The organism is Azospirillum palustre, from assembly GCF_002573965.1.
GTDB classification, from domain to species: Bacteria; Pseudomonadota; Alphaproteobacteria; order Azospirillales; family Azospirillaceae; genus Azospirillum; species Azospirillum palustre.
In genome coordinates this window covers 2,413,254-2,439,112 of record NZ_PDKW01000043.1, presented here as the reverse complement: position 1 = coordinate 2,439,112, position 25,859 = coordinate 2,413,254, and the positions used below count along the sequence as shown (strand labels likewise).

Here is a 25,859-nt window from a genome sequence, read left to right as displayed (position 1 = left end):
ACGTGAGCGAAGCCGTCCCGTCCAGCGACAGTCCCCCCAGCGACAGTCCCGCCAACGACATCCCCTCCCGCCGGGCCATCGTCTCCTGGTGCCTCTACGACTGGGCGAATTCGGCCTACAACACCATCGTCACCACCTTCGTCTTCTCGGTCTATTTCGCCCGCGGCGTCGTCGGCGACCCGGTCGAGGGCACCGCGCGGTGGAGTGCGGCGATGACCGTGGCCGGCGTCGCCATCGCCCTGCTCAGCCCGCTGCTGGGCGCCGTCGCCGACCGGGCCGGGCGGCGCAAGCCGTGGATGGCGCTGTTCACCCTGGTCACCGTCCTGTTCACCGCTGCGCTGTGGTGGGTGCGTCCCGATCCGGCCGACGCCGCCTTCGCGCTCGCCTGCGTCGTGGTCGCCACCGTGGCGTTCGAACTGGCCAACGTCTTCTACAACGCCACCCTGCCGGGGCTGGTGCCGGCGCGGCTGCTCGGCCGGGTGTCGGGCTGGGGCTGGGGCATCGGCTATTTCGGCGGGCTGGCCTGCCTCGTCCTGGCGCTGGTCGGCTTCGTCCAGGCACCGGCCCCGCTGTTCGGCCTGTTCGGGATGGAATGGGCAGACTGGGGCCAGCAGGCCAACATCCGCGCCACCGCCCTGCTGGCCGCGGCGTGGTACGGGCTGTTCGCGCTGCCCTATTTCCTGTGGGTGCCGGACGAGCCGGCGACCGGCCACGGCCTGCTGCGGGCGGCGCGCGAGGGGGTGGCGACGCTGCTCGCCACCCTGCGCCACGCCCGGCGTTACCGCGAGGTCGGGCGCTTCCTGATCGCCAGCGCCTTCTACCGGGACGGCATCAACACCATCACCGCCTTCGGCGGCCTCTTCGCCGCCGGGACCTTCGGCATGAGCTTCGAGGAGATCCTGGTCTTCGCCATCGCGCTCAACGTGGTGGCGGGGGCGGGGGCCATCGGCTTCGCCTGGATGGACGACCGGGCGGGGGCCAAGCCGGTGATCCTGATCGCGCTGGCCGGCATGACCGCCTGTTCGGTGCCGCTGCTGCTGGCGACCGAGCGGCTGTGGTTCTGGATCTTCGCGCTCGGGCTCGGGCTGTTCTTCGGGCCGGCGCAGGCGGCCGGGCGGTCGATGATGGCGCGGCTCGCCCCGCCGGGGATGGCGGGCGAGATGTTCGGGCTCTATGGGCTGACCGGCCGCTTCGTCGGCTTTTTCGGGCCGCTGCTGTTCGGGCTGGCGACCCAGGCCTTCGCCAGCCAGCGCGCCGGCATGGCGACGGTTCTGGCTTTCTTCGCCATCGGCTTCGGGCTTATGCTGGCGGTTCGCGAGCCGGCCCGCTAGAAAAGGGCCTGTGTCAAAGCGCCGCACATGAGACCATTCGAGGGCAGAGCTGTTACCTTCGTTTTTGCTGCGACGCACAAAAGTCGAAGCCGAGGGGTACGGACCATGCTGCACATCAAAGACATCGAAGCCTTCGCCCGCATCAACGAGGCCCTGAACGGGGAGCCCGGCCCGGATAATCGGCCGGAGCAGGCCGGTCAGGACGGCACCGGCCATGACAATTCCGGCCCGGCGCATCCGGCGCTGGTGATGGCGATGCTGGCGACCGGCCGCCTGCCGCTGTCGGCGCTGTCGAAATCCGATCAGGCAAAGACCCCGGACGTGCCGACGCCGTGGACCAGGATGTTCCGCCGCTCCTGACAGCGGTCGGTCCGGGTGGGAAGCCCTGGAGTCGGTGGGCAAGATCGACACGGATTTCACGGATTTCACGGATTTCACGGATTTCACGGATTTCACGGATTTCACGGATTTCAGCACGGATTTCACGGATGTGGCGTCCCGAAGCCGCAGCCTCCGGAAAATGTCTGGGCGCCGCCAAGCTCAAGAAAAATCCGTGAAATCCGTGTCTAAATCCGTGAAATCCGTGTGACTCTTGCTCCCGATGCCTCGACCCTCCGTACCGGCGGTCGCTGTTGCAAAAAATCCGTCAAAGAGGAAATTATTCTTATACGCTTCCCGCAGACCCATTTTTCTGCGGAGCCGACCCATGCCCCTCGACAGCCGTAGCTTCACCAACGACCAGTTCCCCCGCTGGGCCGAAGAGCCGCCGACCCCGTCCGAAGGCTCGCTGGTGCCCGGTTCGCAGTTCCATGAGGAACAGTGGATCATGGCCGCCGGCATGCTGGCCCGCGGCAACAGCTTCCTTCAGGTCTCGCGCGCCATGGGGTGCAGCCGGACGACACTCTGGCGCGCCTATTACGGCTCCAAGGATTTCCGTCACAGGGTGTGGTGGGAACGGCAGGCGTTGAACCGCGAGGCCGAACTGCGCCTGTCCTCGCTGCGCATCCTGGTCGCCGAGCAGATCGAGCGGCTGGTCACGTCGGGCGATCCCGCCACCGTCCGCTGGCTGGCCGAACGGCTGGGGCTGTTCGCCGGCCTCTATACTCCAGCCTCCAAGCGGCAAACCACGCAACCAGATCGTCAGCCCGTCCCCGAACTCGATGACGACCTTTCCGGTAGCCTGTGCGAGGGCACCGCGGATTGCCCTCTCTCCCCCGGGGAGAGGGAGGGGACCCGCGCCGCAGGCGTGGGGAGGGTGAGGGGGCCGGCGCGCGACCCGCGCGCCGCCAAGGGGCATGCTGCCCCTTGGCAATCCCCTGGCGCGGTCGTTCCGTCCGCGCTGCCCCCCTCACCCAACCCTCTCCCCAGGGGGGAGAGGGCTTATAAGCGGTCGCCTTACCCAACGACCCTGCCGCGCCACCGGTAGGTGGTGGATGGAACAACCGCCGGAAACCGTTCCACGCTGTTCCATCCCCTCACAGAAGCGACAGCTGGTCCCCCACCGCCGGCGGCACCCGGAAACGGCTGCAATCGAGCTGCCAGCTCCGGCCGCCCAGCCCATGCTTCCGGCAGGCCAGTTTGAAGCGGTGGCGCAGCAGCTCGGCATAGGGACCGCTGCCCTTCATCCGCGTGCCGAATCCGGAGCGGTAGAGCGCGCCGTCGCGGCTCTGCCGCATCAGGCTCAGCACGCGGTCGGCGCGGTTGGGAGCGTGGACGCGCAGCCATTCCTCGAACAGGGAGGCGATCTCCAGCGGCAGGCGCAGCAGGATATAGTTGGCGGCAGTCGCCCCGGCGCCGGCCGCCGCCTCCAGAATGGCCTCCAACTCATGGTCGTTCAGCGCCGGGATCATCGGGCTGGCGAGGACCGCCACCGGCACGCCGGCTTCCGACAGGGCGCGGATCGCCTCCAGCCGGCGGGGCGGGGTGCTGGCCCGCGGCTCCATCGTCCGGGCGAGATCGCGGTCCAGCGTCGTCACCGAGACCGCGACCGATGCCAGCCCTTGCGCCGCCATCGGCGCCAGGATGTCGAGGTCGCGCAGGACCAGCGCCGACTTGGTGATGATGCTGACCGGCTGGTTGAAGTCGCGGCAGACCTCCAGCACCCGGCGGGTGATGCCCTCCGTCCGCTCGATGGGCTGGTAGGGATCGGTGTTGGCCCCCAGCGCCAGCGGCTGGCAGACATAGGATTTCGCCCGCAGCTCCTTGGCCAGCAACTCCGCCGCGTTGCGCTTGGCGAACAGCTTCGTCTCGAAATCCAGCCCCGGCGACAGGCCCAGATACGCGTGGGTCGGCCGGGCGAAGCAATAGATGCAGGCATGCTCGCAGCCCTGATAGGGGTTCACCGAGCGGTCGAAGGGAATGTCGGGCGACTGGTTGGCGGTGACGATCGACTTGGCCGAGGCCGGCGAGACGGTGGTGCGGACCGGATCGGACAGCGCCTCGTTGCCGCTCTCCGCATAGCCGGTCCAACCGTCGTCGGTCAGGACGCGGGTCTCGCGTTCGAACCGCCCGGTGGCGTTGCTGACTGCCCCGCGGCCCTTGATCGGGGATCGCCGTATCTCGTCCATGGCCGCAGCTTAGCCGGGGCAAAATGGAACGTAAAGCGAACAAACGGGGCGAAGTCCCGCCATTGCTTCCGCTACCGAACAAACATAAAGATATCTTTATGCTTGCATGGTTCCGGGACCGCTGATACATCCATGGCCAACGACAGCGGCAGGGCCGGGGATCCGGCGTGCCTGGAATTCCGCTGCCCGACCGTCACCGCCCACCAGGAGTCATCCCTCATGGCCGCCGAATTCACGGACTACAAGGTCAAGGACATCAGCCTCGCGAACTGGGGCCGCAAGGAGATCACCATCGCCGAGACCGAGATGCCGGGCCTGATGGCCCTGCGGTCGGAATTCGGCAACTCCAAGCCGCTGGCCGGCGCCCGCATCGTCGGCTGCCTGCACATGACCATCCAGACCGCCGTGCTGATCGAGACGCTGACGGCGCTCGGCGCCACCGTGCGCTGGTCCTCCTGCAACATCTTCTCGACCCAGGACCAGGCCGCCGCCGCCATCGCCGCCGCCGGCATCCCGGTCTTCGCCTGGAAGGGCGAGACGGAGGAGGAGTTCTGGTGGTGCATCGAGCAGACGCTGCGCGGCCCCGATGGCTGGACCCCGAACATGATCCTGGACGATGGCGGCGACGTCACCCAGATCATGCACGACAAGTATCCGGAGATGCTGGACGGCGTCCGCGGCCTGTCGGAGGAGACCACCACCGGCGTCCATCGTCTCTATGAGATGATGAAGAAGGGCACGCTGAAGGTTCCGGCCATCAACGTGAACGACAGCGTCACCAAGTCGAAGTTCGACAACCTCTACGGTTGCCGTGAGTCGCTGGTCGACGGCATCAAGCGCGCCACCGACGTGATGGTCGCCGGCAAGGTCGCCGTGGTCGCCGGCTATGGCGACGTGGGCAAGGGCTCGGCTGCCTCGCTGCGCTCGCAGGGCGCCCGCGTCATGGTGACGGAGATCGACCCGATCAACGCGCTCCAGGCGGCGATGGAAGGCTATCAGGTCATCACCATGGACGAGGCCGCTCCGCTGGGCGACATCTTCGTCACGGCGACCGGCAACGTCGACGTCATCACGCTCGACCACATGCGGGCCATGAAGGACCGCGCCATCGTCTGCAACATCGGCCACTTCGACAGCGAGATCCAGATCGACGCCCTGCGCAATCTGGTCTGGGAAGAGGTCAAGCCGCAGGTCGACGAGGTCGTGTTCCCCGACGGCAAGCGCCTGATCGTCCTGGCCCAGGGCCGTCTGGTCAATCTGGGCTGCGCCACCGGCCACCCCAGCTTCGTGATGAGCGCCAGCTTCACCAACCAGGTGCTGGCCCAGATCGAGCTGTGGACCAACGCCGCCAACTACGAGAACAAGGTCTACGTCCTGCCCAAGCACCTGGACGAGAAGGTCGCCCGCCTGCATCTGGACAAGATCGGCGCCAAGCTGACCACGCTGACCGCCAAGCAGTCCGAGTACATCGGCGTCAACGCCGCCGGCCCCTACAAGCCGGACCACTACCGCTACTAAGCGGTTGCGGGGGTGAATGAAGAAGGGCCGTCCTTGTGGGGCGGCCCTTTTTCATTGCGGCGCTTGTCACCGGGCGAAAGCGGCATCACCATACGGTGGAAGTGCTGCGGAGGATGGCATGAGCCATATCGGCAAGAGGGACGCGGGCTATGATGCGAATGCATCCAAGCGGCGTGTCGATATCACCTTGAACGAGGATCTACTGCGGCTCGCCGAGGGCTACACCGACAACCTGTCGGACACAATCGAGTCCCTGTTGGCGGCCTGGATGCAGGATGAACGCCGGAAGAGCGATAACGATTTGGAACATCGCCGCAAAGTTGCTGCTGCGTGGAATGCATTCGACGAGAAGCACGGGCGATTCGCCGATGAATGGAACAGCGATTTTATGCCGGAAGACGAGAGCCGCTGATGCCGCAGTTCGATGTGCATCGCAATCCGGGGCGGAGTAGGACGGCAATTCCATATCTTCTGGTCGTGCAAAGTGACCGTTGGGAGGATCGCTCCGATCGGGTGGTGGTGCCGCTGGTCCTGGCCAGCGAGATTTCCTACCATGATCGGACGCTGAATCCGGAATTCACGGTCGAGAATATCAGGGTGCTGATGAACCCACTGCAAACGGCGGCGATTCCCATCAGGATGCTCGGACCATCGATCACCAACCTCGACGCCGAGCATCTCCGCATTATTGCATCACTCGATGCCTTGGTTGCTCAAGGCCGATAGAAAGATGCCGGTACCCTGCACCCCGCAGGACTGCAGCGCTTTCACCGCTGGCCCAGCCACTCCACCATGCCCTTGCCGGCCGCCACGCCCATGGCGAAGCAGCCCTGCAACAGGTAGCCGCCGGTCGGCGCCTCCCAGTCCAGCATCTCGCCGGCCAGGAACAGGCCGGGGCGGCGGGTCAGCATCGACCGCCCGTCCAGCTCCGACAGGCGGACGCCGCCGGCCGTGGAGATGGCGCGTTCGATGGGACGGACGCCGGTCAGCACCATCGACAGCCCCTTGATCTGGCGGGCCAGCGCCACCGGGTCGGTCAGGTCGGCGGCGGGGGCGAACTCGCGCAGCAGGGCGGCGCGCGGGCCGGTCAGGGACAGCGACTTCTTCAGGAAGGTGGACAGCGACTCCGCACCGCGGCGGCGCAGACGCCGGACCAGCTCGGCCTCCGCCATGTCCGGCAGCAGGTCCAGCGTCAGGGTCGCCCAGCCCTCCGCCGCGATGGCATCGCGCAAGGGTGCGCTCAGCGCATAGACCGCCCCGCCTTCGATCCCGGTCTCGGTGATGACGAACTCGCCTTTCAGCCGGCGGCCGGTAGCCGAAAGACCGACACTCTTCACCGGCTGGCCGGCGAAGCGGTCGCGCAGGTGATCGGACCAGGGCACCTCGAATCCCATGTTGGACGGGGTTAGCGGTGCGACCTCCACCCCCAGCCCCTCCAGCAGCGGAACCCAGCCGCCGTCGGACCCGGTGCGCGGCCAGCTCGCCCCGCCCAGCGCCAGCAGGGTGGCGCGCGGGGCGACGGTCACGCTTTGCTCGCCATGGCGGAAGGTCAGGGCGCCGGCCGCGTCCCAGCCGGTCCAACGATGGCGGCTGTGCAGGGTTACGCCCAGCCCGTCCAGCCGCCGCAGCCAGGCGCGCACCAGGGTGGAGGCCTTCATCTGCACCGGGAAGACGCGGCCGCTGCTGCCGACGAAGGTCTCGATGCCCAGCCCGGCCGCCCAGCCGCGCAGATCGTCGGGCGAGAAGCCGGCCAGCAGGCGGCGGAACAGCGGCTCGGCGGCGCCATAGCGCGGCAGGAAACGGTCCAGCGGCTCCGAATGGGTCAGGTTCAGCCCGCCGCGCCCGGCCAGCAGCAGCTTGCGCGCCGGGGTGGGCGTGTGGTCGAACACGGCGACCCGCAGGCCGGCGGCCGCGGCGATCTCCGCCGCCATCAACCCGGCGGGGCCGGCGCCGACGATCGCCACATCCGGGGTCATGTCCGGGGCCGCGTCAGGGGAGGTATGGGGCACTTGGAGACGCCTTCGCAAAAGGAAGTGCCCCCGTCCGTCCCGTGGCTGCGCCGGGACGGACGGGGGCATTCGGGATTCGACCGCGGATCGCTGGAGCTGTCCCCCGGCTGTGTCGGCCGAGCGGAGGCCGGATCAGTCCTCGTAATCCTGGTCCTGGGCCACTTCCTCGGCCAGATCGGCGGCGAGGTCGGCGAAATAGCCGGCATCGACCTCCAGGCCGTTCTCCTCGCAGATGCGCATGAAGATGCGGTAGGCATGCAGGATGGCGACGTCGAGGACGACGAGGTCCCCTTCCTCGCTGTGGCGGTCGGTGATGTCCCGCTCCTGAAGGGTGCCGACGATGTCGTGCGCGGCGGCCTGCAGGACCGCGTCCATGGCTTGCTTATGTTGGGTCGACATCGTGTGAATCCTCGTTCCGGTCGTGCTTCGCGTCCCCGCCCGGCCGGACCGGCGCCGCATGGCCGGCGGGGGTGGCCGAACCGTCGGAGGAAACGGGCGCGTCGGGGGCTCCGTTCGTCCGCGAAAGTTCGGCCTCCCCCTTGTTGTAGAATCCTTTTTCACGGCCGAACAAGCCCCTTCACGGGGGGCCGGGGCGGGTCCTTCCGGGTAGCCTCGTACCGGCCATGGAGAGGGCAGTGGAGAGGGCCGTGGAGGGAGGCCGCTTCAGCGCGCGACGGGGGCCAGCAGGGGCGCGCCGACATAGCCCAGCGCCTTGCCTTTCCGCCCCACCTTGTACCAGCCGCCGATGGCCTCCAGCACGGTGACGCGTTCGCCGGCCTCCAGCACATCCAGCACCTTGGCGTCGCAGACCGGGGCGACCCGCAGATTGCCGGCGGCCCGCAGCCGGGCGACGGTTCCGCCGAAAAGCTTGGGCCGCTGTACCCGTCCGGGCAGGTCGTCGGGCAGGGCGCAGCCGCGGTCCTCGCGGTCCGCCCTGGCATAGCGGCCGGGCTTCGCGGCGGTTGCGGGCTCGGTGCCGGCGGTCCGCGCAGGCGCGGCTTCGGTCAGATAGGCGCTGGTGACGTAGCCCTGCGGCTTGCCGCTTCGGCCGATCCGTTGCCAGCCGTCGGACGGCGCGCCGAAGGCCGTCACCCGCTCGCCCTTCTCCACCGTGTCGAGGACCCGGCCCTTGGCGTCCGGCGTCGCCCGCAGGTAGATGCCGGCGGTGGCGGTCATCGGCCGTTGCGCAGGCCGTTGCGCGGGAACGGCCGCGGGCTGCTTGGCAGGGGATACCTGTGAAGTCGGCTCCTCGGCGACAGCTTGGGGCGCTAGCTCGACCTGCGGCTTCATCGCTGGCAGCGGTGGAGCCTTGACGGCCGTCGCTGCCTCGGCGGCCTTGGGATCGGGCGCCTTCGCGGCAGCGGCCGTTGCCGGGGGCGGAGCGGGGTGCGGGCCGGTCGGTAAGAGCGGACCCGACAAGGGACCGGGAGCTTCCGGGGGATGCTCCCAGACCACGCCGGGGGTCAAAGGTGGGGAAAGCGCCTGTGCCGGCGTCAGGCGGGGAAGGGCGACGATGGGGGCGGGCGACGGGGTCAGCCGTTCGGCCGCGCTGTCCGCCAGCGCGCCGGCCGGGCAGCCGAACGGCCCACCCAGCAGCAGGGCCGGTGTCGCGATCCGCAGCCAGGCGATCAGCCGCGCTCCAGCCATCACCCCCTCCTCAGTCGAGCGTGATGCGGGCGATCAGCGTCGGCAGCGTCTGACAGCGCAGAAGCCCGTCGAGCGTCCGGTGTTCGGCCAGCCGCAGGGTCAGCGCGCAACCGAAGGAGTTCACCGCCAGTTCGGTCTGCGCCAGCGTGCCGATGATGCTGGACGAACGCGCGATGCTGTAGCCGGGCGCCCCCAGCTTGCCGGCCAACGCCCCGTTGACCGGGCTGAACCCGTCGATCTCCAGCGTCATCGGTCCCAGATTCTGCACCACCACCTCGGAACTCGGATCCTCCTTGGTGGCGTAGAGCTGGACCGGGACGGCGCGGTGGCGGGCGATCCAGTCCTTCAGCGCAAGGTTGGCGACCACCGGGTCGCGGCTTTGCAGCGCCGCTTCCATCGCCGTCTGGCGCAGCGCCGGGTCGTTGCCGCCCAGCGCGGCTTCGAAGGCGGCCAGCCGTGCCGCGCGGTCCGTGCCGGTCAGCTTGCCGCGCAGGTCGGCGACCTGGGCGATGCGCGCCTCGACCGCCCGGCGCTCCGTTTCGGCGCGGGCGGCTTCGGCCTTGGCGGCGGCGGTCTGCTGGGCCAGCCTTTCCTCCTCGCGCCGCCGGCGTTCGCTGTCCTCGGCCAGCCGCTGGGCGGCGTCGCGGTCCAGCTGTTCGCGCAGGCTTCTGGCTTCCGGCGTGCCCAGCACGACCGTACGGCCGGGCAGTTCGGCGGCCGGCTTGCCGATGCCGTCGAGCAGGCCGGGGGACTGTGGCGTCAGCGCCACCGTCCAGCCGCCGGCGCCGCGGGTGGCAAGCGCCGTCGCCACCCAGCTCTTGCTCAGTCCGGCCTCCGCCGCCGGGCGCAGGAAGGTCACCGGCCCTTCACGGCTGTCCACCAGATAGGTCGGTCCGCCCAGAACCAGCTTGGCGCTGACCCGTGCCGCCACCTGCGGTTCCGAAGATTGCGGTTCCGGCAGCGGTTCGACGCTCAGCGACTCGATGCGCCAGGGAGCGGGCAGCAGCGCTTCGATCCGCGCACGCAGGAGGGAGTCCGGGATCGTCTCGACCGTGGGGAGCTTGGCGGGGGCGCTGGCCTCCGCAGCCCAGGCGGCCTCGACCGGCACGCCGAGTGCGACCCAGATGGCGATGAGGGTTGCGCCCAGGCTCACTCTAGGGCCTGCCCCGGAGCCCGGCCCGGCACCGGCTGCGATGCGGGCCGCGAATCGTCCGTTTCCCGGTCGCTTCATCGCCGATCCTTCCCCCCGTGTCCGCCGTCCAATGTCCGCCGTCCGGCACTGGTATAGCGAAGGTTCCGGCCAAGGGAAGCGGCTTTTCCCGGCAACCTGTTGATCTGTGGTTGGATGCAATACCCGCCTGCGCCGGATTGTCGCGTCAATCCGCACCCATGGGTCGAATTGGACTTGGACGCCACACGCCACTTGCAATATGGTCACACAAATGGATGTATTGACCCCGTATCGAGAGATCGGGACACGCAACGGATGGGGAACGGGGTTTCCGATGGAGGGCACGGGCGGAGGTAAAGACGGACCGGGGCTGCTCTGCCGCAATGTCAAAGTGAGCGGCCGCCGAACCAGCTTAAGAATGGAGCCGTACATTTGGGATTCGCTGAAGGAAATCTGTGAGCGGGAGCAGATGACCCTCAACGAAATCTGTACCCAGATCGACGAACGGCGTGGGGAAGCGAACCTGACTGCCTCCATCCGCGTCTTCATCGTCAGCTATTACCGCACCGCCATCGGCCAGCGCGGTTTTTCGGAGGACGGCCAGTCGCCCCTGCTGCGCAGGGCGATGGACGATGCCGTTCCGCTGGACTGACGAACGCGGGCGGAATGGGACCGGGTATGCCGGGGGCAGGTGTGACGGGAGCGGTCTATGCGCTCCCGTCCGCCGGGTTTCACCAGCGCAGGCTGGGAACCGCATAAGTCGGCATGTGGCCCGACGCGTCGGCCAGGGCGCGCAGGTTGACCGGATCGACCGCAGCCCCCCAGGCTGCACCGCCCAGTTCCTCCTGGTGAATGCCTGCGGTAACCAGCGCTACGTCGATTCCGGCGGCATTGGCGCCGGCGACATCGGTGCGCAGGCTGTCGCCCACCGCCAGGATGCGGCTCTTGTCGGCGATGCCCAGCAGCTTGAAGCAGCGCTCGTAGACGGGGGCATGGGGCTTGCCGTGCTGGCGCACGTCGCCGCCCATCTCCTCGTAGCGGGCGGCCAGCGTGCCGGCGCAGATCACCAGCATCGGCCCGACCATCACCACCAGATCGGGGTTGGCGCAGATCATCGGCAGACCGGCGGCCAGGCAGGCATCCAACTGCGGCTGATAGTCCGCCACCGTCTCGCCGAAAGTGACGATGCCGGTGTTGACGACGAAATCCGCGTCCTCCGGCGTGGCGGCAACCTGATAGCCGAGCCCGGAGAAGACATCGATGTCGCGCTCCGGTCCGATGTGGTAGAGCCGCCGGCCGAGGGCGGCGTGCCAGGGATCGTCGCGGTCGCGCAGCGCCTCGTAGGTCGCCTCGCCCGAAGTCATGACATGGTGGTAGCGCTCGCGCCCCAGCCCCATGCCGTCCAGCTTCTCGATGACGCCGGGGGTGCGGCGCGGCGCATTGGACAGCAGGCAAATCGTCTTGCCGGCTGCGCCCATGCGGTCCAGGCAGTCGGGCACGCCGGGATAAGGCTGTTCGCCGTCATGCAGCACGCCCCAGAGGTCCAGGATGAACCCGTCATAGCGGTCGATGACCTCGGCGATGCCGGAAATCTGTCGGATGTCGGCCATGGTGTCCGGTCGGTTTGATGGAAAGATAAGGATCGGATTGCATCGATCGGATTGCGTCGACAGGCCGATCTCAGCGTGGTTGCAGCAACTCCGCATAAACCGCCAGCGTGTCGGCGCACATGCGGTCCTTGGTGTAGCGGTCGGCGACGAACGCCATGGCACGGGCGCCGATGGCGTCCCGTTGCCGCGGCGTCAGCGACAGCGCCTCGTCCAGGGCCCGGGCCAGCGCGTCGGGATCGTCCGGCGGCACCACCCAGGCGGTTTCGCCGGGGACGACGGTCTCCTGATAGGCGCCGATGGCCGATACGATCACCGGCTTGCCCATCGCCTGCGCCTCGACGATCACCCGCCCGAAGGCTTCCGGCTCGCGCGAGGCGGAGACGACCACCGTCGACAGCAGATAGGCCGCGGCCATGTCGCTGCAATGGTCGGTCATCCGCACCACGCCGCGCAGGCCGGCATTGGCGATGCGGTTCTCCAGCTCTTCCCGGTAGCCGGTGCGCCCCTGGTCGGAACCGACCAGCAGGGCAAGCACATCCTTGCGTCCCAGCTTGGCCAGCGCGTCGATCAGCACGATCTGGCCCTTCCAGCGGGTCAGCCGGCCGGGTAGCAGGATCACCGGCCGGTCGTCCGGCAGGTTCCATTGCTTGGCAAGGGTCACCAGCCGCGTCGGGCTGACCCGGTCGGGTGCGAAGACGCCGCGGTCGATGCCGCGGTGGATGACGCGCACCCGTTGCGGATCGACCGGGTAGTTGCCCAGCACATGGTCGCGGATGAAGCCGGAGATGGCGATCACCCGCTCGCCGCGCGCCATCACCGAATTGTACCAGCGCTTCAGCCGTCCGCCGACCGGACCCGAGCCGAAATTATAGGGCGCGTGGAAGGTCGTCATATAACGCGCGCCCGTCTCGCGGCAGGCCAGCCACGCGCTCCAGGCCGGCGCGCGGGAGCGGGCATGGACGATGTCCACCTTGTGCTCGCGGATGACGGCGGCCAGCCGACGGGCATTGCGGCGGATGGTCAGCGGGTTCTTGGAGGCCAGCGGCAGCGTCAGGTGGGCGATGCGGGCGCGGTCCAGCTCCCGCACCATCGTCCCGCCCTGGGACGCCACCAGCGGCGTGCCGCCGGCGGCCTGCAGGGCGAGCGCCATGTCGATACAGCCGCGCTCCGCCCCGCCGGTGACCAGCGTCGGCACCACCTGCAGCACCGTCGGCGCCCTCCCTTCCGGCCAATGCTCGGGCCAGCCGGGGACAGGGGTGTCCTGATGGGCGTCCGCGTTGCGCGGGGAATGGTCGGTGGTAAGGTGGGGGTCGAAATCCATGATGCCGGCTGCTCGCAAGGGGCGGCCCGGGACCGGCCGCGGGGCCCGGCAAGCCGGCGCCCCATCGAGCCCGGTGCCCGACCGCGTGCCGGTGTCCGTTGTCGAAGGTGACCGTATGACCGAAACCGCAGCCCAACCGGGCGGCGCGCACCATAGCCTAACGCGCGGTGCCGCGACCATAGCCTATCACCACAGCCCTGCCGGCCCGTCCGGGCAGGGCAAGCCGGGCGTGATGTTCCTTGGCGGCTTCATGTCCGACATGACCGGCGGCAAGGCGACGGCGCTGGAAGCCTGGGCGGTGGCGCGCGGCCTGTCCTTCACCCGCTTCGACTACCAGGGCCACGGCGCTTCCAGTGGGCGGTTCGCCGACGGCACCATCGGCCTGTGGGCCGACGATGCGCTTGCGGTGCTGGACGAGGTGACGGCCGGGCCGCAGATCCTGGTCGGCTCCTCCATGGGCGGCTGGATGATGCTGCTGGCTGCGCTTCGCCGGCCGGAGCGGGTAGCCGGGCTGGTCGGCATCGCGCCGGCCCCCGACTTCACCGAAGACCTGATGTGGGACATCTTCGAAGCCGACATCCGCCGCCAGATCATGGAGGTGGGCGTCTGGAACCGCTCGTCGGACTATGGTCCCGAGCCGCAACCGATCACCCGCGCCCTGATCGAGGACGGCCGCACCCACCTGCTGCTGCGCGGCCCCATCGCCTTCGACGGCCCCGTCCGCCTGCTGCATGGCCAGTGCGACCCCGACGTCCCCTGGCAGTTCAGCCTGCGCATTGCAGAGGCGCTGATCGGCGACGATGTCCGCGTCACGCTGGTGAAGGACGGTGACCATCGCCTGTCCCGTCCCCAGGATCTGGACCTGCTGTGCCGCACCGTCGGCGCCCTGGTGGATGGATTTGGCGGATGAAATCGGAGCGGTTCGGCGTGTCGCTAAAAAAACGTCGTCCGCGTGAAACAGAGGCTTGCATCGCCGCAAACCTCTGGCTATAACGCGGGCCTCTACGGAGGGGTGGCCGAGCGGTTGAAGGCGCACGCCTGGAAAGTGTGTATACGTCAAAAGCGTATCGAGGGTTCGAATCCCTCTCCCTCCGCCACTAACTTTCAGCCCTGCTAAGTGGTTGATTTCCCTGAATAGTTGGCAGGGAAAAACAATCCGGTAGGGTACACGGATGGGGCACACGTTTGCCCCTTCGTTTCGTCCCCAGCAGACGGTAAGAGCTTCCGATCTGGCCCTTTGCGGTGACGTGTTCGTAAAGCTCCCTGGAGACTCGATAGGGCGGCCATTTCCAGCGCCGCTACCCTGGTAGCTTTGTATCTTCCAAATCCCGCCAGAGCGCCGCCTATGGGCTTCTGAGAGGCGATGCGCTCCGGATGCTGTAACGGGTTCTTGTTTCCCGAACCACGATAGGCCCATTTTCGTTCAATGAATGCTGGTCTGCATTGCCTATAATCTCTGTAGGGAACTCAGGTGGTGGCCCATTGCGCGATGTGCAACTTTCAGTGCTTCCGACTTTCAAGGTCCATGCAACAGGCTGAACCCCAGATCGCAATCGATCAATCGGCCCTGCCTGCCCCAATTCTTCCGAACACGGTCGAGAAGCGGCTATTGGCCTATATGCCATGGGCATGACGGTTACGGTTCGCCCACGCGGTAAGACCCAAATGGCGGTGCGGGCGAGCGCGCAATACAATCTGGTCGCCGTATCGGATGCCGAGCCTTATCAGCAGTTCTTCGCCGCCCTGTCGAAGGCGATGTTCCTGACTGCGAACGAAGTGGACTGACCCCTCGCGGTCGGATCCCGAATGCTCCGGTCGGCCGGTTCAGCGCGGCGGGCATACTTCCCGAGTCGTTTCCTGACACAATAGAAAAGCCCGCCCTGCACTTGGCGATTGCCGGTGCGGGGCGGGCTGTCAGTTGTTTCCGGTGCCTGGAACGGAAGGGGACTCGCCCCTTACTTCGACCGCGATACGCGGCGCAGGAAGTCGATGAACTGCGTCTGCTCTTCCGGAGACAGGTCCTTGACCATGCCCTGGTCATGAGCCTGGACGCGTGGGATCAGGTCGTCCATCAGCGTCTGGCCTTCCGGCGACAGGCGCAGTGCGTAGGAGCGGCGATCGTTGGGCGACGGGGCGCGGACGACCAGGCCGCGCGACTCGAGCCGGTCGATCACGGCGACCATCGTCGACCGGTCGATGCCGACCGCCGTGCCCAGATCGGACTGCGACAGGCCTTCATTCTCCCGGATCATGATCAGCACGCCGAACTGGCCGGGCGTGATGTCATGCGGAGCGACCGCGTTCTGGAAGCTCTGGAACACCGCGACCTGAGCCTTGCGCAGGTTGTACCCCACGAGCTCGGGAAGGGGGCCGAGAGCAAGCTTGCCGTTCTTTCCGGGCCGCAGACGCGACCGCCGGTCGGCGGGGGTGGAACGCTCGTTGTCAGTCACCGTGGATGCCATATTTTGGATGAATTGTCGGATGAACGGATAAAATGCGGGTATGGCTTTCGTTTGTCAGCAAGAACCGCACAGGCGACAGGCTATGCATGCCAGATATGCGTTTGGCGTATTGGTGGGAGCGCGCACAAATTCCATCTTGAAGAGTCAAGAAGTGATCGACGCCGATTCGACGCCGATCGCCCGTCCCGCGGTTTCCCCTGCCGCGCCCGGGTTCCCGAATCGGAGCTTCCGACGCCCGGTCCCCCCCAGACCGGGCGTCTTCGTTTCCAGCCGCCCCCTGCACCTCGGCCCCGGTACGTTGGAGCACTTTGCAGGGCAGGGCGGATGGTTGGGCGCTTGGTCCGTTGCCGGCTTTCGGGTTAGCTGTTCGACAGTGTCCCAACCAGAGAGCCGATGCCATGGCCTTCGCCATTCCCCTGTGGTCCCAGCCGGCCGTCCCCGTCACGGGCGGCGATCCGTTCCCGGTGCGGCGTATCTACTGCGTCGGCCGCAACTATGCCGCCCATGCGCGCGAGATGGGCGCCGATCCCGACCGCGAGCCGCCCTTCTTCTTCATGAAGCCGGCCGATGCCATCGTCGCCGACGGCGCCACCATCCCCTATCCGCCGAAGACCGCCAACCTGCATCACGAGATCGAGCTGGTGGTGGCGATTGGGGCCGGCGGCCGCGACATCCCGGTCGACCGGGCGCTGGAGCATGTGTTCGGCTATGCCGTCGGGCTCGATATGACCCGGCGCGACCTGCAGAACGCCGCCAAGAAGGAAGGCAAGCCCTGGGACATGGGCAAGGGCTTCGACCAGTCGGCTCCCTGCTCCGCAATCCGCACCGTTGCCGACATCGGCCACCCGGCCAAGGGGGCCGTCACTTTGCAGGTGAACGGCGAGCCGCGGCAGAAGGGCGACCTGTCCGACCTGATCTGGTCGGTGGGGGAGACGATCTCCTACCTGTCCGGGCTGGTCGAACTGCAGCCGGGCGACCTGATCTACACCGGCACGCCGGAGGGTGTCGGCGCGGTGGTGGCCGGCGACGTGCTGGCCGGTGCGGTCGAGGGCGTCGGCACCCTGACCCTGACCATCGCCTGAGCCGCCGCCGATGCGCATCGCGACCTGGAACATCAATTCGGTCCGCATGCGTCTGGACCTGCTCCTCCGCCTGATGGAGGAGGAGCAGCCGGACGTGATCTGCCTGCAGGAAACCAAGGTGGTGGACGCCGACTTCCCGCTCGCCCCGCTGGCGGAGCGCGGCTATGTCCACGCCCATATCCACGGCATGAAGAGCTACAACGGCGTCGCCATCCTGTCGCGCCTGCCCTTCTCCTCGCACGACGTCCAGCACTGGTGCGGCAAGCAGGATTGCCGCCACGCGCTGGCCCATCTGCCGGGCGGGATCGAGCTGCACAGCGTCTACATCCCGGCGGGCGGCGACATCCCCGACCCGGCGGTGAACGACAAGTTCGCCCACAAGCTCCAGTTCCTGGATGAGATGACCCACTGGCTCAGCACGGAACGGACGTCCGACCGTCCGATGGTGCTGGTCGGCGACCTGAACATCGCGCCCCTGGAGCAGGATGTCTGGAGCCACAGGGAACTCCTGTCCGTGGTCTCCCACACGCCCATCGAGGTCGAGAAGCTGGCGGCGATGCAGGCTTCGGCCGGCTGGGTCGACGCCCTGCGCCGCTTCGTTCCGCCCGAGGAGAAGCTCTACACCTGGTGGAGCTACCGGGCGAAGGACTGGGCGGCTTCCAACCGCGGCCGGCGCCTGGACCATATCTGGGTGACGCCGCCGCTCGAAGGCGCGCTGAAAGGCATCAAGGTGCTGCGCGATGCCCGCGGCTGGGAACCCAAGCCGTCGGACCATGTGCCGGTGATCGTCGATCTGGATGTCTGATGGCTGACTGCCTGACGGGGGGAGGGGGCGGTCGCGCCCCCTCGCTCCGGTAAAGCCTTACCCGAGCAGGCCGATGTTCAACCGCAGCAGTTCCGGCGTGCCGTCCTTGGCCAACCGGAACAGGTGGGCGCAGCCGTTGTGCAGTTCCTCCGCCGGGGCGTCGCGCATGTCCCAGCCGGTGGCGAGCGAATAGAGCGCGCGCAGGATGCCGTTGTGGGCGACGGCACCGGTCGGATGCCCCTCCGCCGCCAGATCGGCGAGCCAGGAGCGCAGGCGGACCTGCACCTCGCGCAGGCTTTCACCGCCGGGTGCCTTGAAGTCCAGCCCCAGCCGGTCGTGGCGGGCCGGCATGCGGCCGTCGGCGCGCAACTCCTCGGTGCGCTGGCCTTCCCACTCGCCCCAATCCATCTCGACGATTCGCGGTTCCGGTTTGGGATCGAGGCCGAGCAGCAGGGCGGTTTCCCAGGCCCGGCGCTTCGGGCTGGCGACCCAGCGCAGTCCGGCCGACTCGGGCGGCAGCCGGTAGCGGGCGACCCGTGCGCGACCGGCGTCGGACAGCGGCTCGTCGATGCTGCCCTGGATGCGCCCTTCGGCGTTCCAGGCGGTCGGGCCGTGGCGGAGGATCAGCAGGGTGGTCATGACGGTACCGGGACGCGGAGACGGGATGCGCCGGCAGTTTAGCGTTTCGCCGTCTTCTGCACCGGCATTTCCTTCACCTGGGCCAGGGCCACGCGGACGCGCGACAGATCGGGCGGCGCGAGGGCTGCCGATTTTCCCGGAGCCTTGGCCGGCTTCGCCGGAGGCTTGTCCGCTTTGGCCCCCGCATCGGCCAGCTGGACGCGGCCCTTGCCGCCGCTCTTCTGGGCCAGCGCCTGCGCCCTGGCGCGGGCACGGGCCTGCGCCTCCAGGATCTGCGGCGCGCGCGGCTCGCCGGTCTTCGGCGTCCAGGTGCGGAAGGGGCCGGTGTCGACATGGACATGGCCGGTGTGGGCGTACATCGCGTAGCCACCGCGCTGCATTGCCGCTGCCTCCTCCGCCAGACGCGACGGCGGAATGCCGGCGATGGAGAAGTCAGCCGCCTGTCCGCGCATGTGATAGGAGTTCTCGGCGACGTTCGCGTTGGTGCGGGCGAGGCTGGCGTTGCTGGCGCTCGACCGGTAGCCCGACGTGATGCGGATCGGCGACTCAGGCGGAGCGCCGACGCGCTGGCGCAGTTCCACCAGCATGTCGATCAGGGCCGGATCGACCGGAATCACCTCGTCGCTGCGGCGGTCGCGGAACAGGGCGGCGATCTCGCGCATCGCGGCCGGATCGTATCCGTCGCCGGGACGCCAGTAGGTGACGGACGTCGTCTCGCCGCTGGCGGGGTGGTGCAGCACCACGCTGCGCGGGGCGCCGTCCAGCTTCGCGCTTTCCAGCGGCGGTGTGGTGGCGCAGCCGCCAAGCTGCGTCGCGACGGTCAGAACGGCAAGCATCCCCAAGGCACGACCGGTCATGCGCATCGCTTTCCCCCGAGCTTTGCACGCTTCAACGCCCCCGCCCGCCCCAATCCAGGCGGGGTTGCACACCGATCTAATACCAAGATTGTCACAGGAGGCCAGTGTGACAAAGCAACCTGTGGCGTATTGAACACGCACAAGCGCTTTTGATGGGTAGATCGGATTGTTGGGGATTCAACTGGTAAGAACCATGCCGGTTCCTAGAGGGACAACTCCATCCCTTCGCGGGCGACCAGCGAGCCGGGGCGCATCGCCTCCGCCTCCGCCGCGATGACGTCCAGCGCGTCGTCGCTGCGGCCGGGATCGTGATGGAAGATCACCGCGCGGCCGACTCCGGCGGCCTCGGCCAGCCGCAGGCATTCCTGCCAGGTCGAATGGCCCCAGCCGACGCGCGACGGGTATTCGGCGTCGGTGTAGGTGCTGTCATACACCATCAGATCGGCACCGCGCAGCAGATCCAGGATCACCGGATCGCGCCCTTCGGCCGGATGCTCGGTGTCGGTCAGGATGCACAGGCTGCGGCCGCCATGCTCCACCCGGTAACCGGTGGCGCCGTCGGGATGATTGAGGCGGCAGGTGCGCACCACGACATCGGGCGCCAGCTCCAGCGTCTGCCCGGCCTGGAAATCGCGGAACTGGCAGTCGGCGCGGAAGATCTCGACCGGCACCGGGAACAGCGGCGCCGTCATCATGTCGGCCAGCACGGTGCGGAAGGGCCGTTCCGGCGGCAGATGGCCGGCCCACAGCCGAATCCGGCTGGCAGGATCGAAGGCCGGGGCGAAGAAGGGCAGGCCGCTGATGTGGTCGAGATGGCTGTGGGTCAGCAGCAGGTCGATGTCCACCGGTCCGCCCTCGCGCGACAGCGACTCGCCCAGCGGCCGGATGCCGGTGCCGCAATCGAAGACGATGTGGGTGCCGCCGCAGCGAACCTCGATGCAGGCGGTGTTGCCGCCATAGCGTACGGTTGCCGGGCCGGGCGATGCGATGCTGCCGCGCACCCCCCAGAAGCGCACGACAAAGGGGGAGATGCCGCCGGCCCCGTCCTGGGCTGGCGGTTGCGCGGGATTGATGGTGGAACGAACGGTCATGACGGCGCCATCGTGGCTGCCAAGCTTGTCCAAGTCTAGTAAATCTCTCCCGCCCTTTTCTCTTCCGGGCGACTCCCACGGATGACAGCCAAGGCTTTCGAACGCGGCATGTCACGAGTCGTCACCCTACGAAGGGCATCTGTCCAAACCCATAAGATGTGGTAGGTTGGGGCCTCGTCGCGTGGTACGCGGCATGACTTCTCCCAGGTCCCCGCGCGGGTGGGGACCGGCTCCGGCGGAACCCGACGCGGATGGATCCTGACAAGCTCGCCAAAGTCCTAGCCATGGCCGAGTCGGAGCATCAGGGCGAGGCGCTGTCCGCACTGCGCGCCGCCCGCATCATGCTGTCCCGCGCCGGGCTGTCCTTCCGCGATCTGGCGGAGCGCGCACGCACGCCGGTGCCGCCGGCTCCCGAACCGCCGCCGACCGTCCATCCATCCGAACCCGCCCCCGCGCCGGCTCCGCCGCCGCCGCCGGACGAGCTGGTCCGTGGCCTGCGCCGGCAGGTGAAGGATCTGGAGCTGGAACTCGCCACCCTGCGCCGGCAGCTCGACAAGGCGGCGGGCGATGCCGACCGCCAGCGCGAGGAGGCCGACCGCTGGCGCACCCTGGCGCGCGAAACCGCGGAGAAGCTGTGGGACATGGGCAAGGCGCTGGAGCGCAAGCACTCCCGCCATGCCGACACCGACAAGCGGCGCGCCGTTCTGGAACTGCTGCAGGATCCCGGCAGCGCGCTGCTGTCTGATCGCGAGATCGCGCGCCGGGTCGGCGTTTCGCCGCACGACGTCGCCCATTGGCGCCGCCGGATGGCGATTGTCGGGCGCAAGCTGCGGCTGCTGCCGGTGGTGCCGCGCGGCCGCGGGCTGTGGGTCGGTCCGTCCGCCTGCGGCCTGGGTGCCGCCCGGCTGGGCAACCAACAGACGAAGTCTTATGCCAAACCCAATGCCAAGCCGCAGGCGGGTGAGCGTCACCGCTGGCTGGGTTTTGCCGGCGAGGTCACCATAGCCGAACGGGGAAGCCGGCGGGGGCTAGCCCCCGTCGGACGGTGAGCGGCGGCCTCAGCCGGTCGGGGATTAGGGCACCAGACGATAGCCGCCGGGCTCCGTCACCAGGATGCGGGCGTTGGACGGATCGGCCTCGATCTTCTGGCGCAGGCGGTAAACGTGGGTCTCCAGCGTGTGAGTGGTAACCGCGGCGTTGTAGCCCCAGACCTCCCCCAGCAGGGTTTCGCGCCCGACCACCAGATCGCCGGCACGGTACAGGTATTTCAGGATCGCCGTTTCCTTCTCGGTCAGGCGGATCTTGCGGTTGGCGGCCTCGTCCATCAGCAGCTTGGCGCCGGGGCGGAAACTGTAGGGGCCGATGGAGAAGACCGCGTCCTCCGTCTGCTCGAACTGGCGCAGTTGGGCGCGCAGGCGGGCGATCAGCACCCCCAGGCGGAAGGGCTTGGTCACATAGTCGCTGGCGCCGGACTCCAGACCCAGGATGGTATCGGCGTCGCTGGCCGACGCGGTCAGCATGATGACCGGGCAGCGCACGCCCTCGCGCCGCAGCAGCTTGCATACGTCGCGCCCGTCCATGTCCGGCAGCCCGACATCGAGCAGGATGGCGGAAAAGCCGGTTCCCGCCCCGGCCGCCGCGCGGACCGCCTTCAGTGCACCGGCGCCGTCGCCCGCCTCCTCGGTCTCGACCTCCTCCAGCAGCCGCAGCTGCTCCGCCAGCGACTGGCGCAGGGCGGTGTCGTCATCGACCAGGAGGATGCGCTTTGCGATGGTCATGGGCTGTATGGGGGCTGCACGGGACCGGGAGGCGGATGCCGTCGGCGGCAGTGCCGGGGCCGCGCCTTAGTAGCATGGCGCCAGTGGATTGTCGTGATGGCTTGTGGCGAGAGGGGCAGCGGCTCTTGCCAAGGCCCTCAGAGGACCGCCAGCAGTGCCGCCGCCCCCTCCGCATCCGGGTCGGCACGGACGATCCGGTCAGGCTGAATGCCCAGCTCCCGCACGGTGGCGGCGACCGCGTCGTCCGGCACCGCGATGCGGCGCATCAGCGCCAGCGCCCCCTGTTCCAGATTGCGGCGGGCCGCGGCCTCGTCGGCGGGCAGCACGGGGTCCGCCCAGTGCAGGCGCTCGACCAGCGCGGTGAAGCGCAGGCGTCGGCTGTCGGCCGGCAGGCTGGCGGCGAGATTGGCCAGGGCATTGCCGTCCAGCAGGACCGGAGCGCCGTCAGGCAGCCGCGCCAGCGCGACGTCGGCCGCCAGGATCGCCGACGGGTCGACCTGCGGGTGCGGGCCGGGCAGGGCATGGATGGTGATGCCGGCCCCGGCGGCGCGCATCGCTTCGACCATGCGGCGGCCATAGGCGTCGGCCGGAAGATCGGCCGGCATCACGAGATGCACGGAAGCGGGTTGGTCAGGGGGCGTTGAACGGGTGGTCACGGGGGAAAGGCTCCCGGTTGAAGGGCTGTGGCAGTCATCCTAACGCCCAGGATTCCGGCGGCGGAGCGGCCCGTTGGAGGTGCCGCCTCCGTCCGGCATTCCGTCCCGATCCGGCCCCGAAGGGTTCCTGGCCCGGACAGGCCGGCGGGATCGTTGCGCCTTCGGCAACGGTGTAGCGCGCGGGAATCGCTGGACAGGGGCGCGCCACCTGCGCTTTGCTTCGCCCGCCGAACGCACCATGTCCCGTTTTTCGCGCCGGAGCCGGCGCACCCGCTACGCAAAGCCGCTGACGATGCAAGCCGAACACTCCTCCGCCACCACCACGGTCACCCTGTCCGCGCCCGCGGCAGCTCCCAAAGCGGCTCCGATCGACGAGGCCGCCGTGCGCGCCGTCGACCGGGCTCTGGCCGCCCTGCGCCGGGGCGAGGTGGTGGCGATCGAGACGGCCGACGGCACCATCGGCGCCGCGGTCTCGGTGGAGTCGGTGGCGCTCGACACGGTGGACCGGCTGAAGGCGCTGACCGGCGGCACTCCCCGGCTGGCGGTCACCCGCCGCCGCGCCGTCGTGCTGGGGCTGGCCGCCGCCGGCGCCGCGCCGCCGGCGAGCGACATTGCCGACGATCAGGCGCCCGGTGCGGCGGCTGAGGCATTCGGCGCCATGACGCTCGACCGGCCCGACGGGCTGACGGCCGACCAAGCCCATGCGCTGGCCGATCCCGAACAATATCCGCAGGCGCAGGATGCGCTGCCGGCCGGCTTGACCGCCACCGAGGCCTGCCCCGGCAGCCGCGAGGCCGCGGCGGTGGACCTCGCCCGGCTGGCCCGCCTGCTGCCCGCCGCCATTACCGCCGACCTGCCGTTGCCGGTGTCTGGTGGGCCGGTTTCTGGTCGGGCAGCGGTCAGCGCCGCGGAGTGGGCGGCGGAGCATGACCTGCTGCTGGTGCGGGCGTCGGACGTCGCCGATTACCGTGTGCATGTGGTGCGGACCCTGCGCCGCGTCGCCGATGCGCGGGTGCCGCTGGTCGGGTCGGAGAACACGCGCATCTACGCCTTCCGCCCGGCCGATGGCGGGCCGGAGCATCTGGCCATCGTCATCGGCGAGCCCGATCCGGCGCAGCCGGTGCTGGCCCGCCTGCATTCTGAATGCTTCACCGGGGACCTGCTGGGGTCGCTGCGCTGTGACTGCGGCGACCAGCTGCGCGGCGCCATCGCCGAGATCGCCCGGCAGGGCAGCGGCGTGCTGCTGTATCTGGCGCAGGAGGGGCGCGGCATCGGGCTGGTCAACAAGCTGCGCGCCTACCGCATCCAGGACCGCGGCTTCGACACGGTGGACGCCAACGAAATCCTCGGCTTCGAGGCCGACGAGCGCGTCTATCTGCCGGCGGCGGAGATGCTGCGGCAGCTTGGCTTCGACTCCGTCCGGCTGATGACCAACAACCCGGAAAAGCTGCGCCAGCTCGCCCGCTGCGGCATCGCCGTGGTGGAACGCGTGGCCCATATCTTCCCCGCCAACGGCCACAACGAGGCCTATCTCCGCACCAAGGCGGAACGCAGCGGCCACATGTTCTGAGTTTTCAGCCCAGCTTGAGCCGGCGAGGCAGGAATCGCCATGCCGGCCCGGCAGTTCTTGCCGCCCCTTTGACCGTCCATGCGATGCTGGGAATCGGATTCCGGGTGCTGACCGTCCGGATCCTCCCGAAATGGGCGATTCCGCACCGGTTCGGGCATGGGGGCTTGGCACGGCGCTTGCTGTACCTGTCGTGACCACCGAGCCGGGAGACCGCCCATGGCCATCGACGCCACCACCATCGACAGCAGCGCCGTTCAGCGTGCGATGCCGCGCGAGAAGGCGTCGCCGGTCATCAACGACGGCCACAATGGCGGCCCGGTGGAAATCCAGGGCGACATGTCCTTCTGGGACTTCCTGGACATCATCAACCCGCTGCAGCACATCCCGCTCGTCAGCACCGTCTATCGCGAGATCACCGGCGACACCATCCAGCCCTCCATGCGGATCATGGGCGACATGCTGTATGGCGGCGTGATCGGCGGCATGGCGTCCATCGCCAACGCGGTGATCGAACAGGCGACGGGTCAGGATGTGGGTGAAACGGTCATGGCCTCGCTCGGCTTTGGGGGAGGTGACCATCCCGCCGCCTCCACTGCCGTCGCGGACGCCTCGGGGGGGCCGGCGGCGTCCGGCTCCCCCGCGGAGCCGCAGCAGGTGCCTGCCGCCGGGCTTGCCGCGGCGCTGGCCGCCGCCAAGCCGGCGGACCTCGCCTCGGCACCGTCGCCGGCCCCCGCCGCCACCGGACAGCCGATCCGGCTTGCCGCCGCGTCGTCGGCCGCTGCCAAAGCCGCGGAGGCCTCGCCGGCCCTCACCGCGCAGCTGGCCGCGGGTGCCGCCCCGCACCCCAGCAAGATGCCGGCGCGCGATACCCCGCTGGCCAGTTCGGCTCTGGCGAAGCATAGCGCCCCCCGCTATGCGGCGCCGGTTCCGGGAGCGGTGACCGCCTCCGCCCGCGCCATCGGTGCCACGGCGGCCAATGGCGGCCAGCCGCAGGCCGCCGGCGCCGGGCAGCCGGCCCCCACCCAGCCGGGGGATGTCGCGCCGGCCGCTTCACCGGCCGCCGGATCGGCTCCGGTCACGCCGGACATGCTGTCGGAGACGATGATGCGCAATCTGGCCAAGTATGAGCAGTCGCGCAAAGCGGCGCAGGCGGCCACCAGCACCACGCGGGTTTCAGGATGAGCATCGAGATCGGTGTGACGCCGGATCGCCCCGGCACCGGCAAGGTCGGACCCGATGGCGTCGGGCCGGTCACCACCGGCCGCCTGCGCTGGCCGGGCGGCGAGGCGCCGTGCGTGCTGGGGCGCGGCGGTGTCCGCACCGACAAGCGGGAGGGCGACGGCGCCACTCCCGTCGGCCGGTTCCCGTTGCGCCGCGTGCTGTGGCGCGCCGACCGGCTGCCGCCGCCGGAGACCGGGCTGCCGCTCCACCCCATTGCCGAGCAGGATGGCTGGTGCGACGCGCCGGAGGATCCCGCCTACAACCGGCCCGTCGTCCGCCCCTATCCGGCCAGCCATGAGGAGATGTGGCGGGACGACCACGTCTACGACATCGTGGTGGTGATGGGGCACAATGACGACCCGGTGGTGCCGGGAATGGGCAGTGCCGTGTTCCTGCACCTCGTCCGCCCCGACCGGACGCCGACCGCGGGCTGCGTCGCGCTGGCGCCCGAGGACATGCTCCGGTTGCTGAAGGATTGCGGGCCGGGCAGCGCGCTCAGCGTTGCCGAGCCGGGTGACTGATGC

Annotated in this window: 29 protein-coding genes and 1 tRNA gene; 17 read left to right on the top strand and 13 right to left on the bottom strand. The window is 68.9% G+C overall.

All coding sequences use genetic code 11. From position 1 onward, the window contains the following. Positions 1-2 precede the first annotated feature (2 nt). From CRT60_RS33860 to CRT60_RS37395, 4 genes are all read left to right on the top strand, one after another. Positions 3-1,331, top strand: coding sequence for an MFS transporter (locus CRT60_RS33860; RefSeq protein ID WP_244592898.1), 1,329 nt, complete (start codon positions 3-5; stop codon positions 1,329-1,331). 105 nt (positions 1,332-1,436) lie between these two features. Continuing rightward, positions 1,437-1,691 carry a hypothetical protein gene (locus CRT60_RS33855; RefSeq protein ID WP_098740731.1) on the top strand — a complete coding sequence of 85 codons (255 nt, stop codon included), beginning with the start codon at positions 1,437-1,439 and terminating at the stop codon, positions 1,689-1,691. 34 nt (positions 1,692-1,725) lie between these two features. Continuing rightward, positions 1,726-1,920 (top strand): hypothetical protein, encoded by a 195-nt coding sequence (locus CRT60_RS33850; RefSeq protein WP_098740730.1) that lies wholly within the window; start codon positions 1,726-1,728, stop codon positions 1,918-1,920. Positions 1,921-2,037: 117 nt separating this feature from the next. After that, positions 2,038-2,757, top strand: coding sequence for a hypothetical protein (locus tag CRT60_RS37395; protein ID WP_244592897.1), 720 nt, complete (start codon positions 2,038-2,040; stop codon positions 2,755-2,757). Between the two features lie 49 nt (positions 2,758-2,806). On the opposite strand, the gene CRT60_RS33840 is transcribed toward CRT60_RS37395, so the two are convergent. Then, positions 2,807-3,898 (bottom strand): PA0069 family radical SAM protein, encoded by a 1,092-nt coding sequence (locus CRT60_RS33840; protein ID WP_098740729.1) that lies wholly within the window; start codon positions 3,896-3,898, stop codon positions 2,807-2,809. 219 nt (positions 3,899-4,117) lie between these two features. Here CRT60_RS33840 and ahcY point away from each other — a divergent pair, with 219 nt between their 5' ends. The 3 genes from ahcY to CRT60_RS33825 all read left to right on the top strand — a co-directional run bounded on the left by ahcY (position 4,118) and on the right by CRT60_RS33825 (position 6,142). Further along, positions 4,118-5,416, top strand: a complete 1,299-nt coding sequence (ahcY, locus tag CRT60_RS33835; RefSeq protein ID WP_098741172.1) for an adenosylhomocysteinase — start codon at positions 4,118-4,120, stop codon at positions 5,414-5,416. Between the two features lie 118 nt (positions 5,417-5,534). After that, the gene (locus tag CRT60_RS33830; protein ID WP_161958147.1) at positions 5,535-5,828 is read left to right on the top strand and encodes a type II toxin-antitoxin system CcdA family antitoxin; all 294 of its coding nucleotides are present in this window, start codon (positions 5,535-5,537) and stop codon (positions 5,826-5,828) included. Continuing rightward, positions 5,828-6,142, top strand: a complete 315-nt coding sequence (locus tag CRT60_RS33825) for a CcdB family protein (RefSeq protein WP_161958146.1) — start codon at positions 5,828-5,830, stop codon at positions 6,140-6,142. The genes CRT60_RS33830 and CRT60_RS33825 overlap by 1 nt, the downstream gene beginning before the upstream one ends. 41 nt (positions 6,143-6,183) lie before the next feature. On the opposite strand, the gene CRT60_RS33820 is transcribed toward CRT60_RS33825, so the two are convergent. From CRT60_RS33820 to CRT60_RS33805, 4 genes are all read right to left on the bottom strand, one after another. Continuing rightward, on the bottom strand, positions 6,184-7,392 hold the full coding sequence (locus CRT60_RS33820; RefSeq protein ID WP_167421858.1) for a BaiN/RdsA family NAD(P)/FAD-dependent oxidoreductase: 1,209 nt from the start codon (positions 7,390-7,392) through the stop codon (positions 6,184-6,186). A gap of 165 nt (positions 7,393-7,557) precedes the next feature. Beyond that, a complete protein-coding gene (locus CRT60_RS33815; RefSeq protein WP_098740726.1) occupies positions 7,558-7,824 on the bottom strand; it encodes a hypothetical protein in 267 nt (88 codons plus the stop codon). A gap of 264 nt (positions 7,825-8,088) precedes the next feature. Further along, a complete protein-coding gene (locus CRT60_RS33810) occupies positions 8,089-9,072 on the bottom strand; it encodes an SH3 domain-containing protein (protein WP_098740725.1) in 984 nt (327 codons plus the stop codon). 10 nt (positions 9,073-9,082) lie between these two features. Next, positions 9,083-10,225 (bottom strand): hypothetical protein, encoded by a 1,143-nt coding sequence (locus CRT60_RS33805; RefSeq protein ID WP_244592896.1) that lies wholly within the window; start codon positions 10,223-10,225, stop codon positions 9,083-9,085. A gap of 277 nt (positions 10,226-10,502) precedes the next feature. On the opposite strand from CRT60_RS33805, the gene CRT60_RS33800 reads away from it, so the two are divergent. Beyond that, entirely contained in the window at positions 10,503-10,895 is a 393-nt protein-coding gene (locus CRT60_RS33800) for a ribbon-helix-helix domain-containing protein (protein WP_342210693.1), read from the top strand. A gap of 79 nt (positions 10,896-10,974) precedes the next feature. Here CRT60_RS33800 and CRT60_RS33795 read toward each other — a convergent pair whose 3' ends face one another. Then, the gene (locus CRT60_RS33795) at positions 10,975-11,853 is read right to left on the bottom strand and encodes a TIGR01459 family HAD-type hydrolase (RefSeq protein ID WP_098740722.1); all 879 of its coding nucleotides are present in this window, start codon (positions 11,851-11,853) and stop codon (positions 10,975-10,977) included. Between the two features lie 70 nt (positions 11,854-11,923). Next, the gene (locus CRT60_RS33790) at positions 11,924-13,174 is read right to left on the bottom strand and encodes a glycosyltransferase family 4 protein (protein ID WP_098740721.1); all 1,251 of its coding nucleotides are present in this window, start codon (positions 13,172-13,174) and stop codon (positions 11,924-11,926) included. A 115-nt stretch (positions 13,175-13,289) separates the two neighbouring features. Between CRT60_RS33790 and CRT60_RS33785 the strand changes: the two genes are divergently transcribed. The 3 genes from CRT60_RS33785 (at position 13,290) to CRT60_RS36345 (ending at position 14,959) form a co-directional block, all read left to right on the top strand. Then, entirely contained in the window at positions 13,290-14,084 is a 795-nt protein-coding gene (locus CRT60_RS33785; RefSeq protein WP_098740720.1) for an alpha/beta hydrolase, read from the top strand. Positions 14,085-14,180: 96 nt separating this feature from the next. Then, a tRNA-Ser gene (locus CRT60_RS33780) sits at positions 14,181-14,271 on the top strand. Between the two features lie 526 nt (positions 14,272-14,797). After that, positions 14,798-14,959 (top strand): hypothetical protein, encoded by a 162-nt coding sequence (locus tag CRT60_RS36345; RefSeq protein ID WP_161958145.1) that lies wholly within the window; start codon positions 14,798-14,800, stop codon positions 14,957-14,959. Positions 14,960-15,129: 170 nt separating this feature from the next. On the opposite strand, the gene CRT60_RS33775 is transcribed toward CRT60_RS36345, so the two are convergent. Continuing rightward, on the bottom strand, positions 15,130-15,624 hold the full coding sequence (locus tag CRT60_RS33775) for a MarR family winged helix-turn-helix transcriptional regulator (protein ID WP_244592894.1): 495 nt from the start codon (positions 15,622-15,624) through the stop codon (positions 15,130-15,132). A gap of 410 nt (positions 15,625-16,034) precedes the next feature. Between CRT60_RS33775 and CRT60_RS33770 the strand changes: the two genes are divergently transcribed. Next, entirely contained in the window at positions 16,035-16,718 is a 684-nt protein-coding gene (locus CRT60_RS33770) for a fumarylacetoacetate hydrolase family protein (RefSeq protein WP_098740718.1), read from the top strand. Positions 16,719-16,728: 10 nt separating this feature from the next. Next, the gene (gene xth / locus CRT60_RS33765; RefSeq protein WP_098740717.1) at positions 16,729-17,523 is read left to right on the top strand and encodes an exodeoxyribonuclease III; all 795 of its coding nucleotides are present in this window, start codon (positions 16,729-16,731) and stop codon (positions 17,521-17,523) included. 57 nt (positions 17,524-17,580) lie between these two features. Here the strand turns inward: xth and CRT60_RS33760 are convergent, their stop codons facing one another. The 3 genes from CRT60_RS33760 to CRT60_RS33750 form a co-directional block, all read right to left on the bottom strand. Further along, positions 17,581-18,162 carry a histidine phosphatase family protein gene (locus tag CRT60_RS33760; RefSeq protein WP_098740716.1) on the bottom strand — a complete coding sequence of 194 codons (582 nt, stop codon included), beginning with the start codon at positions 18,160-18,162 and terminating at the stop codon, positions 17,581-17,583. Between the two features lie 38 nt (positions 18,163-18,200). Further along, entirely contained in the window at positions 18,201-19,019 is an 819-nt protein-coding gene (locus CRT60_RS33755) for a YcbK family protein (protein WP_244592893.1), read from the bottom strand. Between the two features lie 203 nt (positions 19,020-19,222). Continuing rightward, positions 19,223-20,110 (bottom strand): MBL fold metallo-hydrolase, encoded by an 888-nt coding sequence (locus CRT60_RS33750; protein WP_098741170.1) that lies wholly within the window; start codon positions 20,108-20,110, stop codon positions 19,223-19,225. 251 nt (positions 20,111-20,361) lie between these two features. On the opposite strand from CRT60_RS33750, the gene CRT60_RS33745 reads away from it, so the two are divergent. Beyond that, complete coding sequence (locus CRT60_RS33745; RefSeq protein ID WP_098740714.1) at positions 20,362-21,159, top strand: hypothetical protein; 798 nt, start codon at positions 20,362-20,364, stop codon at positions 21,157-21,159. Positions 21,160-21,183: 24 nt separating this feature from the next. Here CRT60_RS33745 and CRT60_RS33740 read toward each other — a convergent pair whose 3' ends face one another. After that, entirely contained in the window at positions 21,184-21,888 is a 705-nt protein-coding gene (locus tag CRT60_RS33740; RefSeq protein ID WP_098740713.1) for a response regulator transcription factor, read from the bottom strand. 137 nt (positions 21,889-22,025) lie between these two features. Then, a complete protein-coding gene (locus tag CRT60_RS33735; RefSeq protein ID WP_244592892.1) occupies positions 22,026-22,544 on the bottom strand; it encodes a glycosyl transferase in 519 nt (172 codons plus the stop codon). A 292-nt stretch (positions 22,545-22,836) separates the two neighbouring features. On the opposite strand from CRT60_RS33735, the gene ribA reads away from it, so the two are divergent. From ribA to CRT60_RS33720, 3 genes are all read left to right on the top strand, one after another. Beyond that, positions 22,837-24,114: a GTP cyclohydrolase II gene (ribA, locus tag CRT60_RS33730; protein WP_193548485.1), complete on the top strand. Its 1,278-nt coding sequence runs from the start codon at positions 22,837-22,839 to the stop codon at positions 24,112-24,114. A gap of 216 nt (positions 24,115-24,330) precedes the next feature. Then, positions 24,331-25,296 carry a hypothetical protein gene (locus CRT60_RS33725; RefSeq protein ID WP_098740711.1) on the top strand — a complete coding sequence of 322 codons (966 nt, stop codon included), beginning with the start codon at positions 24,331-24,333 and terminating at the stop codon, positions 25,294-25,296. Beyond that, on the top strand, positions 25,293-25,856 hold the full coding sequence (locus CRT60_RS33720; protein WP_098740710.1) for a L,D-transpeptidase family protein: 564 nt from the start codon (positions 25,293-25,295) through the stop codon (positions 25,854-25,856). Before CRT60_RS33725 ends, CRT60_RS33720 begins: the two co-directional genes overlap by 4 nt. Positions 25,857-25,859 lie beyond the last annotated feature (3 nt).